9 protein-coding genes, 1 pseudogene and 1 riboswitch are annotated in these 11837 nt (G+C 66.3%); of the genes and pseudogenes, 5 read left to right on the top strand and 5 right to left on the bottom strand.

What is annotated here, in order from left to right:
* Positions 1-220: 220 nt before the first annotated feature.
* Both AC1DYX_RS20645 and AC1DYX_RS20640 read right to left on the bottom strand, forming a co-directional pair.
* Positions 221-2353 (bottom strand): TonB-dependent siderophore receptor, encoded by a 2133-nt coding sequence (locus tag AC1DYX_RS20645; RefSeq protein ID WP_477262253.1) that lies wholly within the window; start codon positions 2351-2353, stop codon positions 221-223.
* A gap of 81 nt (positions 2354-2434) precedes the next feature.
* Positions 2435-2533: riboswitch (TPP riboswitch) on the bottom strand.
* Positions 2534-2590: 57 nt separating this feature from the next.
* On the bottom strand, positions 2591-3547 hold the full coding sequence (locus AC1DYX_RS20640) for a DUF535 family protein (protein WP_477262251.1): 957 nt from the start codon (positions 3545-3547) through the stop codon (positions 2591-2593).
* A 269-nt stretch (positions 3548-3816) separates the two neighbouring features.
* Between AC1DYX_RS20640 and AC1DYX_RS20635 the strand changes: the two genes are divergently transcribed.
* Complete coding sequence (locus AC1DYX_RS20635) at positions 3817-4524, top strand: glutathione S-transferase (protein WP_477262249.1); 708 nt, start codon at positions 3817-3819, stop codon at positions 4522-4524.
* Positions 4525-4632: 108 nt separating this feature from the next.
* Here the strand turns inward: AC1DYX_RS20635 and AC1DYX_RS20630 are convergent.
* Positions 4633-4833, bottom strand: a pseudogene (locus AC1DYX_RS20630) (aldo/keto reductase); the annotation flags it as partial.
* Between the two features lie 74 nt (positions 4834-4907).
* Positions 4908-5825, bottom strand: a complete 918-nt coding sequence (locus AC1DYX_RS20625) for an MFS transporter (RefSeq protein WP_477262247.1) — start codon at positions 5823-5825, stop codon at positions 4908-4910.
* Between AC1DYX_RS20625 and AC1DYX_RS20620 the strand changes: the two genes are divergently transcribed.
* The 4 genes from AC1DYX_RS20620 (at position 5779) to AC1DYX_RS20605 (ending at position 11260) form a co-directional block, all read left to right on the top strand.
* Positions 5779-6393, top strand: a complete 615-nt coding sequence (locus tag AC1DYX_RS20620) for a LysR family transcriptional regulator (RefSeq protein ID WP_477262245.1) — start codon at positions 5779-5781, stop codon at positions 6391-6393. The genes AC1DYX_RS20625 and AC1DYX_RS20620 overlap by 47 nt on opposite strands.
* 30 nt (positions 6394-6423) lie before the next feature.
* Positions 6424-7305, top strand: a complete 882-nt coding sequence (locus AC1DYX_RS20615; RefSeq protein ID WP_477262243.1) for a PhzF family phenazine biosynthesis protein — start codon at positions 6424-6426, stop codon at positions 7303-7305.
* A 123-nt stretch (positions 7306-7428) separates the two neighbouring features.
* Positions 7429-8199, top strand: a complete 771-nt coding sequence (locus AC1DYX_RS20610) for a hypothetical protein (protein ID WP_477262241.1) — start codon at positions 7429-7431, stop codon at positions 8197-8199.
* A gap of 100 nt (positions 8200-8299) precedes the next feature.
* Entirely contained in the window at positions 8300-11260 is a 2961-nt protein-coding gene (locus AC1DYX_RS20605; protein WP_477262239.1) for a putative bifunctional diguanylate cyclase/phosphodiesterase, read from the top strand.
* Positions 11261-11343: 83 nt separating this feature from the next.
* Here AC1DYX_RS20605 and AC1DYX_RS20600 read toward each other — a convergent pair whose 3' ends face one another.
* Positions 11344-11682, bottom strand: coding sequence for a DUF4124 domain-containing protein (locus tag AC1DYX_RS20600; RefSeq protein WP_477262237.1), 339 nt, complete (start codon positions 11680-11682; stop codon positions 11344-11346).
* Between the last annotated feature and the right edge of the window lie 155 nt (positions 11683-11837).

Here is an 11837-nt window from a genome sequence, read left to right as displayed (position 1 = left end):
GGTCGAGGCCGTGATCGGCCCGCCCGGCGCGTAGGGTGGGCACCCCTGTGCCCACGCGCGACGTATGCGATATGTTGGCGTTACGCGTGGGCACGGGGTGCCCACTCTACCTGGTTCAGTATGTTGGCGTTATTGTCAGTAGGGTGGGCACCCCGTGCCCACCAGACGTTCGCGGACCGTCATGCGTTTGGTGGGCACAAGGGTGCCCACCCTACCCAGTTCAGAAGTCGAACTGGGCCGACGCGCGAAACGTGCGCGGTGCGCCCGGCAGCAGGTAGCCGCCCAGCGCCGGCGTCACGTCGCGCCAGTAGAACTTGTCGAACAGGTTGTCCACGCGGGCGCGCAAGGTGACGTTCGTCGCGCCCCATTTCACGCCATACGACGCGCCCGCGCCGAACACGTGGTAGTCCGGCACGAACACCGTATTCTCGACGTCGAACGCCTTCTTGCCCGAGTACTGCCACGTGCCGTCCAGCTTCAGGCCGGGGATGGCATCCACCGCATACTGCACCCATGCCGTCGACTTGAACGCGGGGACGTCCGTCACGCGCTTGCCGTCGATGCTCGCCTGGCCGGTGCCTTCCTGGCGCGTGTTCAGCGCCATCAGCGACAGGCTCCAGTCCAGCGCCGGCGTGGCCCGGCCCTGCGCCGTCAGTTCGAGGCCGCGGTGGGTTTCCTTGCCGTTGCGGACATAGGTGTTGTTCGCGTCCGTGTACTCCAGGCCCTGGCGGATCTGGAACAGCGCGGCCGACAGGTTGATGCCGTTGTCCAGCGCGGCCTTGGCGCCGATCTCGACCTGGTGCGAACGCTGCGGCGCCAGCACCTGGTTCTCGTTCTTCGTCAGCATCGGAGCGACGCCGCCGTGCTGCAGGCCCTGGCTGATCGTGCCGTACACGTTCCAGTCGTGCGACGGGCTGAACACGAGGGCCACGCTCGGCAGCAGGAACGAATCGTCGCCATGCACGTAGTTCTCGATGTCGGGGACGTATTCGCTGCGCTTGATCTGCACGTGGCGCAGGCCCGCGTGCAGCGTGAGCTGGTTCGTCAGGCTGACGATGTCCTGCGCGAACAGCGCGCTTTCCTCGTCGCTGCGGCGCTCGAACACGGGGCCCGTCACGCGGTCGGCGGCGGCGTGCGGCGTCACGCGCGGGCTCCAGAGATTGCTGTAGCCGACGAGGTCGTAGACATAGTCGCCGAAGCTGTCGTGGCGTTCGGAGTACGACGTGCCGACCGTGAGCGCATGGCGCAGTTCGCCCGTCGAGAACTTGCCCTGCACCTGCGCCTGCACGCCCCACGGCGTCTTGCGCTCGCCCGTGCTCTGGTAGTCGTACACGTCGTAGTCGCCGTTCGAGCAGTAGCCCGGATAAAAGCCCGCGCCCTCGTTGCTGCAGCCGTAGGGGAAGGCGGTGAAGTCGTCGCGCTTGAACCAATGCTTGTTGCCGGAGACCGTCGCGAGCCAGTCCGGCGCGAGCTTGTACTCGAAGCGCAGGCCGAGGTTGCTGTCCTTCGTCGTGACGGGGCGCGTCCACGGCTGGTCGTTCAGCAGCATCCTGGCCGAGACACCGGTCGGCAGCACTTCGTTGCGGATCAGCTGGAAGCCGGGCGCCGTGATCTGGGCCTTGCGCTGGTAATCCATGTCCAGCTGCAACAGCGCGTCCGACGTGATCTGCCAGTCGAACGCGGCGGACACGAACTGGCGGTCGCCGTTGGCGCCGCGCACGTACGGGTGCAGGTCGGCGGCGGCCGCGTTGATGCGGTAGCCGAAACGACGGTCTTCGAAGCGGCCGCCCAGGTCGACCGTGCCGTACAGCGTGCCGCGCTCCGAGACTTCCACGGTGGCCGAGCGCAGCGGCGCATTCGTCGGGCGCTTCGTCACGTAATTCACGATGCCGCCCGGCGTGGCGATGCCGGCCGTCAGGCCCGCCAGGCCTTTCAGCACTTCGATGCGCTCCTTGTTTTCCAGCGGGATCTGCGTGTCGCCCGGGATCGCGAAGCCGTCCTTGCGGTAGCTGTAGTTGTTGTCCAGCGCGAAGCCGCGGATCGAGAACTGCTCGGCATAACCGACGGCGTTGTAGGCGTCCGCGACGGAGGCGTCGAAGCGCATCGCCTCGGTGGTTGAGCGGATCGACAGGTCCTGCATCTGCGTGCGGCCCATGGCGATGATCGAGGCCGGGGTGTCGAACAGCGAGGCCTCGCCGAAGCCGCCGACGCTGGCGCGGTCGACGGCGATAAAGCGGTTGCCCGTCACGACGACTTCGGCGATGGGGTGGGGGGTGTCCTGCGTCTGTGCGTGCGCGACGAAAGCTTGCGTGATGGCGCACGCGACTGCGGTGTACTTCAATTGTGATTTCATGGTCTGCTCAATTCGCGCGCCGATGGCTGCACGCTGCTTTTTTAAAAGCCGGAGCCAACTGGGGGAAGGGCAAACAAGGGGTGGAACTGCGTTGCGCTTTCCTTCGCTGGCATTATCCAGATCAGGTACGAAGGGTATCTCTCACCCGGAAGCGGACTTCCAGGACCCCTAGCGAAGGCGCGAGTGTAGCATAATGCGCGCCCCAACGTGGTGCATGTGTCAATAGACAAGCGGCCGTCAGGCCGGTTCGGGCACCGCCGCCGGGTGCGCCACGTGGGCCCGCGCGTGCAGCAGGTGGCGCTGGATGACGGAGCGGGCCGAATCACCGATCAGGCGCCAATGCTCGCGCCGCAGCGCCGCGCGCTTGCGGTGCTTGGACGGCATCTCGGACAGCGGCTTCACGTAGAACGGCAGGGCGATCAGATAGCCGTCGCGGCCCGGCATGGCCTCGCCGCCGAGGATTTTCCAGAAGCCGTCATACGCGTTGGCGAAATGTTTTTCGGGATCGGGATCGTAGGCGATGTGCGCTTCGCTGCGGATCGCGACGACCTTGTCCATGCCGAGCGCCAGCGCGATGCCCTGCATGGCGGCGAAGCAGAAGAAGCTGGGCGAGTTGTTCGGGAAGACGCGTTCGAACGCTTCGAACGCGGCGCCGGAATCGACCCAGCGGCCCTGGTTGCGCGCGATGAACGGGACGACGGGCATGTCGACGCCGACCATGTCGCCTTCGAGCCAGCTGAACGAAAGGCGGTGCAGGCATTTGCCGTCCGCGATCAGCGCGAGGGTAAGGTCGCCTTCGGCATTGCTGCGCGACGCCATCTCGAGCTGGATCATGAAACTGCTGCCGTCGGCCTCGTGCTGCCATAGCGGCAGCGAGCGCTGGCCGTAGACGGCGTCCATGTAACCGCCGTTGAACGTCGTTTCCTCGAACCGGTAATGGCTCAGCACGGCCTGCACGCGCTGGCGTGCCGTCAGGCCCTTGATCAGGTAGTGGCGGTGACTGAGGTGGTGGAACAGGTCGTCGTGCGCCTGTCCCGCGACGTGGTTGCGGTAGACGCCGAGTTCGCACAGCGCGCGGTGGTCGCGATAATGCGCCAGCACACGCAGGCTCCGTGCGACGCACAGCATCCACGACGACAGGTCGTATTGGCTCCGACGGGCCATCCAGTGTTTGGTCAGGTGAGCGAAAATCATGGTGCGCTCCGGATTCGTTATCGGTGGTTCATCTTGCCCCGCCCGCCAAACTGGCGAGCGGTATTGTTAAACTGAAACAATTAGTTTTAAAAACACAAGATTACTGCCGCCAATAACTGTTTCCCACTTTTTTTATTGTTGTCCTCATGTCTCTCTTTATTGATCTTTTGTCAGGCAAGTGCCAGACGCAAGACTAGCACGATTGCCGCGCCAAATATCGAAATCCTGCTCAATAATTGAGTCAGACCGAACAAGTTGAGGAGCGAGGCATGGTGTATGAACTTTTTTATTGGCCGAGCATCCAGGGGCGCGGCGAATTCGTGCGCCTGGCGCTGGAAGAAGCGGGCGTGCAATACGTGGACGTGGCGCGCGAGCCGGGAGGCATGGCGCGCATGATCGCGGCGATGGACGGTGCCGACCACCCGTCGTTCGCGCCGCCGTTCCTGAAGGCGGGCGACGTGACGGTCGGCCAGACCGCCAACATCCTGATGTTCCTGGGCGAGCGCCACGGGCTGGCGCCGCAGGATGCGCAGGGAAAATACTGGGCGAACCAGATTCAGCTGACGATCGCCGACCTCGTGGCGGAGTCGCACGACACGCACCACCCGATCGCCACGTCGCTGTACTACGAGGACCAGCGCCCGGAAGCCAAGCGCCGCGCGGCCGATTTCATCGACACGCGTATCCCGAAGTACTTCGACTGGTTCGAGAACATCCTCGCGCGGCCGGAGCCGAAGGACTATCTGATGGGCGACACGGTTTCCTATGCCGACCTGTCGCTGTTCCAGCTTGTCGCCGGCCTGCGCTACGCCTTTCCCAAGGCGCTGGCCCGCATCGACGCGGGCTATCCGCTGCTGGCCGCGCTGCACGACCGGGTCGCCGCCCGGCCCCGCATCGCGGCGTACCTGAAGTCGGAACGGCGCCTGCCGTTCAACGAGGAAGGCATCTTCCGGCACTACAAGGAGCTGGACAAGTAGGGTGGGCACCCCTGTGCCCACGCGTAACGCCAACGGGGCGCAAATGTCCGCGTGGGCACGAGGTGCCCACCCGACGGATCGTTTAGGCAGAGGCGGTTCCAGCAGAGGTTAATCCCAATGCGGTGCGAAGTCGGGATCGACGAGGCGTTTGCCCCGGTCGAGCGCATCGATGGCCGTAAGATCGTGCACCGACAGGATCAGGTCGCGCGCCCGCAGATTGCTTTCCAGGTTGGCCCGCCGCGTCGACGACGGAATCACGGCATGCCCACGCGCCGGCGCCCACGCCAGCGCTACCTGGGCCGGCCTGGCGGTCCTTCAGGCGGAACGTGCCGAGGCCCAGTTGTGGAATGGTGATGTGCATGTCGAATCCTTGAAAAATATGATCAATGCATGGCGGCGACCTGTGCCGCACGTACGGTGTGCGTGGTCGGATCGCGCCGGTCGAGCCAGCCGGCCAGCGTGGTGAGCAGGAAGGCGCCGCCGACGATCAGGCCGCCGCCCCATGCGCCCAGCGCGATGCCGACGTTGAACGCGGCGATGTTCAGGCCCGACGCCACGTCGACGGCGCCTGGCGCGTCGCGCTCGGCGCGGCGCACGACATAGACCTGCGGGCCCGGGACGTTGCCGAAGGCGACGGCGCCCCAGGCGAGCACGGTGACGAGGACGGCGACCTTGCTGGCGGCCGTGAAGCCGAGCACGAACAGCACGAGGGCCAGCAGCGCGAATACGATCTGCAGCGCACGCACGGGGCCCTTGCGGTCCGCCAGCCTGCCGCCCCATATGTTGCCGAAGGCGACCGAGACGCCGTACACGAGCATCACGAGGCCCACGCTGGCGGGCGTGAAGCCTGCGACCTGTTCGAGGATCGGTGCCAGGTAAGTGAAGGCGATGAACGAGCCGCCATAGCCCAGCGTCGTCATCGCGTACACGAGCAGCAGGCGCGGTTTCTTCAGCACGGACAGCTGCGTGAGCAGGCTGGAGGGCGCGCTGCCGGCGATGCCGCGCGGGACGAGCAGGGCGATGCCGGCGAACGCGATCACGCCCAGCAGTGCCACGGCGAGGAAGGGCGTCTGCCAGCCGAAGCGCTGGCCGATGAAGGTCCCGAGCGGCACGCCCGTCACGAGCGCCACGGTCAGGCCGCTGAACATCAGCGCGATGGCACTGGCCGCCTTCTCCTTCGGGACGAGGCTCGTGGCGATCGTCGAACCGATCGAGAAGAACACACCGTGCGCAAGGCCGGTGAGGAGGTCCCCAATGCTGGACGTGGGCGCGCTGGCCGCATTCGTCGCCGTGATCGACACGGGTTCGTTTTCCGGCGCGGCCGAACGGCTGGGGCAGACGCCGTCCGGCGTGTCGCGTACCATCGCCCGCCTGGAGCGGCAGCTCGGCATGACCCTCATCCACCGCACGACGCGCCGCCTCGATCTCACCGAGGAGGGCGGCTGGCTGCTCGGCCGCGCACGCCGCATCCTGGCGGAACTGGACGAGACGGAGAGCCTGGCCGCGCATGCGCGCGCGCAGCCGGCGGGCATCGTGCGCGTGAACGCCGCGACGCCCACGCTCGACCACCTGATCGCGCCGCTGCTGGCGGACTTCCTCGACACTTGGCCGCAGGTGCAGCTGGAGCTGACGAGCGGCGAGACGATCCGCCACCTCGCGCTGCGCGGTGCCGGGATCGTCAGCCTGTCCGACTTCCTCACACGCGCCGACGTGGCCGCCGGCCGCCTCGTGCCCTTGCTGGACGCCGCCGCGCTGCCCTGGACCCAGTCCGTCTGGGCCGTGTTCTACAAGCAGGGGGCGCTGGCGCCGCGCGTGAAAGCGCTCGTCGACTTCCTCGCCGAGCGCCTGGCCGCCGTGCTCGACCCCTGATCCATTCATCCACACGCAAAGGATCCACGCATGAACGAACATTCCACACTACAGACCCCCGATGGCGCGGACGTCCTGCGCCTCGCGGCATTTTCGGATGGCGACACGGGCGGCAATCCGGCCGGCGTCTGGATCGGCGCCGCGTTGCCGCCGCCGGACGCCATGCAGCGCCTGGCGCGGGAGGTCGGCTATTCGGAGACGGCGTTCGCGGCGCCGCAAGGGCAGGGGTGGCGGGTGCGCTATTTCTCGCCCGCGGCCGAAGTACCGTTCTGCGGCCACGCGACGATCGCCCTCGGCGCGGTGCTGGCGCGGCGCGCGGGCGACGGCGTATTCGCCCTGCACCTGAACGGTGCCGACATCACGGTCGAAGGGCGCACCGATGGCCCGCATGTTGCTGGAGCGCTACAGTCGCCGCCTACGTGGAGCCGCCCGGCCGATCCGGCCCTCCTGGCGGAGGCGCTGGTGTTGTTTGGTTACCACGAGGCCGACCTCGACCCGCGCATCCCGCCCGCGCTCGCCCACGCGGGTGCGGACCACCTCGTGCTGGCGCTCGCGAGCCGCGACCTGCTGGCCGCCATGCGCTATGACCAGGAGGCGGGCCGCGCATTGATGGCGCGGTATGGCCTGACGACGATCGTGCTGGCCTGGGTCGAGGATGCGCAGCGTTTCCATACGCGCAACCCGTTCGCCATCGGCGGCGTCCATGAGGATGCCGCGACGGGGGCGGGCACGGCCGCGCTGGCCGGCTATCTGCGCGACCTCGGGTGGCCGCACGGCGGCACCATAGCTGTCGTGCAGGGCGAGGACATGGGCATGCGCTCGCGCCTGCGGGCCGATGTCGGCCCTGTGCCGGGCAGTTCGATCCGTGTCAGCGGCACTGCCCGACAATTGTTACAAAAGCATGAAATGTGATCATGATTTCCTGAAAATTGAAATAGGGGCAAAAGGCATTCTTTTTCAACAAATAGGGACCCCCTGCAACGTTGATAAAGTTCAAAGCAAGTCACGTTTCTGAACATCAACTCAGGAGTCGCTATGGAAATGAATCTCCCCGGTGCGCTGCGCGCCAGCCCCGCACACACCGCTCTTGCCGGTAAGGCGACCGAACGCCTGCCTTTCACGATCCGCCGCGTGGACAACGAGGCCGACCTGTGGAAGGCGGTGCGCGTGCGCCATGCCGCGTACCACCGCCATGTGCCGGAATTCGCGCGTCAGCTCGTCCGCCCCGAGGCCAGTGATTTTGGCGACGATGCAATCGTTTTCCTGGCTGAATCCAAGCTGGACGGTACGCCGCTCGGCACGGCGCGCATGCAGACCAATCTCCACGAAACGCTGCACGTCGAGGAATCCGTCGCACTGCCGGAATGGCTGCGCGGGCAACCGCTGGCCGAGATGAGCCGCCTGGGCGTCGACAACGGCCGCCTCGGCCGCCTGGTCAAGACGGCATTGCTGAAGGCGGGCGTCCTGTATTGCCAGCAGAACGGCATCGCCTGGGCGCTGGCGACGGGCCGCGCGCCGATCGACCGCCAATACGAACAGCTGACTTTCGTCGACGTATTCCCGGACCAGGGCTTCGTCCCGCTGCGCCACGTGGGCAATATCCCGCACCGCGTGATGGCCTTCGACATCACGACGATCGAAGCACGCTGGACGGCCGCGCAACATCCGCTGCTGAACTTCTTCTGCCACATCCATCATCCGGATATCGACATCAGCGGCCGTGCCGGCGTGCGACCGCCGCAGCCGAGCGCGGGCCGGATCGGTGTTGCACAACCTGCATCGGAACAATACGAATTGGTTGCTTGATCAAATAATTGCATGACGGCACTACTGTAAAGCTGTATCCTTGCGAGACGATAACGACCGCCCGTAACGACGGGCCGCGATACCACCCTCGCAGAGACTCATGCAATCCACATCTCCCGGTCACCGGAACCTGCCGGGCTTGGCGCAGTTCGCGCTGGACCTGATGTTCCGGGCATTCGCCTACTATCTGATTCCGATCGCGATCGGCGTCGCTTCCATCGTGGCCCTGCTGTGCTGGGACAGCCAGTACGTGTCCGGCGGTGGCGATACGCGCGCCATCCGCGTCCTGCAGGAAAAAGTGCCGCTGAGCCCGGTCCAGGCCGAGGCCCGCCTGCACGACGGCGACGCCGTGCCGTATTTCGACACCCATTTGTCCGAGACGCCCGTCTGGTTCCGCTTCGACACGCGGCAGCGTGCCCCGGGCACGATCATCGCCGACGTCATCGAATTCCCGTCGCGCCACGCGGTCGACATCGCCTGCTGGGACGCGACCACGCTGCAGCCGCTCGGCTCGGCCACGCGCGAGCGCGGCACGCAGGCGCTGTACCTGACCAAGGCCGGTTTCGCGCTGCAACTGGCGGAACTGCCGTCCACGATCCTGTGCCGCGGCCGCTTTTCGGGACCGGCGCGGCTGAATGTACTGCAATGGCCGGAAGCGGCCTTCGACCATTCGATCGAGGATTACCACCGCAAGTCGGGCCTGCTCGACGGCGGCATGATCGTGCTGGCGCTGTTCGTCCTGATCACCGCGCTGATCAACCGGCAGCCGCTGTACGTGCTGTTCTCCGGCTGGCTGATCCTGAACCTGCGCATCGGCGGACTGTCGGCCGGCTGGGATACCCAGTGGCTGGGCATGACCGTGCCGCCGGAATGGATGCTGACGGGCCGTTCGCTGACCATCGCGCTGTACGGCGTGTCCACGCTCACGCTGTACCAGGAACTGTTCCGCGACGACCTCGCCGGGACGCGCTGGGCCATCCCGCTGCGCATCACGCAATGGGCGTGCCTGCCGCTGCTCCTCGGCGCCATTGTCCTGCCGTATGGCACGTTCCTGCCGATGCTGTGGGTGATCATGGCCTTCGGCTTCTCGCTGATGACGGTGGGTCTCGTCTCGATCATCCTGCGCTCGCGCAACCGCGTGGCGGGCTGGTTCGCGGCCTCGTTCGCGCTGACCTATGTGGCATCGCTGGCCGAGGTCGTGTCGGCGGCGCTCGGCATGCACCAGGTGCTGAACGTGATCAACAGCGTCACGGCGGCGCTCGCGTCCAGCCTGCTGGCCGCGCTGGCCGTGGCCGAACAGATGCGCATGGAGACGCAAAAGCGCCGCGAAGCCCAGGAAAAGCTGGAGCACGCCTACGAGGCGATGCCCGTCGGCCTGTTCACGCTCGACATGTACGGTAACTTCGAGAGCGCCAATCCGGCCATGCGCAGGATGCTGGGCATCACCGGGATCGTCGCCGGCCGCACGGCGTGGAAGCAGTTCTTTGCCGGCAGCCTGTGGACGGAACTGCTGGAACAGGTGCAGGCGAGCAGCCATGCCGAGATGCAGGTCGCGAGCCGCGACGGCGCCCAGCGCTTCATGGTCAGCGCCACCCTGGCGCGTGGCCGGATCGAAGCCGTGCTGCAGGACGTCACCGAACAGTACAAGGCCACCGAGCAGCTGCGCTTCATGGCCAACAACGATCCGCTGACGAAGGTCTTCAACCGGCGCGGCATCGAAAAGATGTTCGACGGCGCCGCGCAACTGCTGAACGCGGGCAAGCCGCTGGCGCTTGCGTACATCGACCTCGACCGCTTCAAGCTGATCAACGACCTGTTCGGCCACGCGGCCGGCGACGAAGTCCTGAAGCAGGTGTGCGAGCGCATCGAACTCACGCTGGCCGGCGGCCAGAAGATCGGCCGCGTGGGCGGCGACGAATTCGTGATCGTCATGCCCGACACGGCGATCCCGCTGGCGACACTGATCTGCCGCGGCATCGTCGAGCGCATCGGCGGCACGCCGTACCGCGTGGGCGACAAGGCATTCCACGTGCGCGGTTCCGTCGGCCTGATCGAAGTCTCGCCGGGCATGCCGATGAAGGATGCCGTGTCGACCGCGGACCGTGCCTGCCGCGAAGCGAAGGGCGGCCACAGCGACGGCCTCGTCGTGTACGAGCGCGGCTCGAACGCATTCCAGGAGCGCGCCAACGAACTGAACCTGGTCGCGCGCCTGTCCGGCCCGGACGCCACCGAGGGCATGTTCCTCGAAATGCAGCCGATCATGTCCCTGAACGCACCGTACGAATCGCTGAACTTCGAAGTGCTGCTGCGCATGCGCGAGGCGGACGGGCGCGTGGCCCCGGCCGGTCCGCTGATCGCCGCGGCCGAGAAGAGCGGGCGCGCGGGCGTGATCGACCGCTGGGTGCTGTCGACGACGCTCGCATGGATCGAGGACCACCTGCAATCCCTGAGCAACACGCGTTTCGTCTGCATGAATCTGTCCGGCGCGTCGCTCAACGACGAGCGCTTCGTGCAGGACACGCTCGACATCCTCGGGCGCTACACGCACGTGGCGAGCCGCCTGTGCATGGAGATCACGGAAAGCGTGGCGCTGCACGACCTGGACAACACGCGCCGCTTCATCGACCAGGTGCGCAACTTCGGCGTGAAGGTGGCGCTGGACGATTTCGGCGCGGGCTATACGTCGTTCTCGTACCTGAAGGAACTGCCGGCCGACGTGCTCAAGATCGACGGCAACTTCATCGTCAACATCAACGCCCATCCGGCCAACGTGGCCATCGTCGAGGCGATCGTCAACCTGGCCGCCAACCTGGGCATGAAGACGATTGCCGAATGGGCCGAGGACGCGGCCACGATCCGCACGCTGGCCGAGATCGGTGTCGACTACGTGCAGGGCTATGCGGTGGCCCGTTCGCAGCCGCCGGAAAAACTGCTGGCGGCCAGCTCATCGGCCAGCTTCATCCAGCGCGACGATGTGCTGCAGCTCGTGCGCACGCTTGGGATGTCCGCCAACGAACCGGACCTGCTGGGCTTCGAACCGTTCGACGAACACCTACTGTAGGGTGGATGGGGTAATACGCGATATTGGATGCCTCGTGTTCGTGCCGGCGGACGTTGAACGCGTGGACGGCGGAGCCGTCCACCCTACCGAACGGCCAGGCGCGGCCGCGCATCCTGCAGCATCAGCACGCGCCGCGCTTCCTTCAGCGTGGCCACGTCGCGTGGCAGCTTCATGGGCGTGGCGAGGTTCGGCCGCTTCCAGGCCACATGGGGCAGATCCGCCGCGGGCAGCACGTGACGCTGCTGCTGCTGCCTGCCAGTGTCCTGGCTCAGCGGGACGGTGGCCGCGCCGGACGCGCAGGGCTGGTCCGTCAGCGTGACGTGGCCGTCGCTGTCCACACATTTGACGATCTCGCCGGCCAGTGCCGGCGTCGCCAGTGCTGCGGCGGCGATGATGCTCAGCAGTCTAACTGGACGCTTCATGATGTTCTCCTGTGCCAGGCTTGACTATGCCCCGCACGGCTGGAACCATCTGTTCGATGCCTCACCCTGCGACCCTGTTTGCATCCGGCGTTGGCTTCCTCCCGTGCAATCTCGGTGCTCATACGCGTGCGCATGGTCTCGCGCAGGAGGAAACG

Source organism: Massilia sp. P2_C2 (assembly GCF_056404615.1).
The sequence above is the reverse complement of the archived record's forward strand: the minus strand, read 5'-3'. Positions and strand labels throughout refer to the sequence as shown.

What these genes read in the sequence shown, in the direction of transcription:
- AC1DYX_RS20605 (WP_477262239.1), top strand. Translation starts at nt 8,300, where the DNA reads ATGCAATCCACATCTCCCGGTCACCGGAACCTGCCGGGCTTGGCGCAG.
- AC1DYX_RS20645 (WP_477262253.1), bottom strand. Translation starts at nt 2,353, where the DNA reads ATGAAATCACAATTGAAGTACACCGCAGTCGCGTGCGCCATCACGCAA.
- AC1DYX_RS20620 (WP_477262245.1), top strand. Translation starts at nt 5,779, where the DNA reads ATGCTGGACGTGGGCGCGCTGGCCGCATTCGTCGCCGTGATCGACACG.
- AC1DYX_RS20600 (WP_477262237.1), bottom strand. Translation starts at nt 11,682, where the DNA reads ATGAAGCGTCCAGTTAGACTGCTGAGCATCATCGCCGCCGCAGCACTG.
- AC1DYX_RS20610 (WP_477262241.1), top strand. Translation starts at nt 7,429, where the DNA reads ATGGAAATGAATCTCCCCGGTGCGCTGCGCGCCAGCCCCGCACACACC.
- AC1DYX_RS20640 (WP_477262251.1), bottom strand. Translation starts at nt 3,547, where the DNA reads ATGATTTTCGCTCACCTGACCAAACACTGGATGGCCCGTCGGAGCCAA.
- AC1DYX_RS20615 (WP_477262243.1), top strand. Translation starts at nt 6,424, where the DNA reads ATGAACGAACATTCCACACTACAGACCCCCGATGGCGCGGACGTCCTG.
- AC1DYX_RS20635 (WP_477262249.1), top strand. Translation starts at nt 3,817, where the DNA reads ATGGTGTATGAACTTTTTTATTGGCCGAGCATCCAGGGGCGCGGCGAA.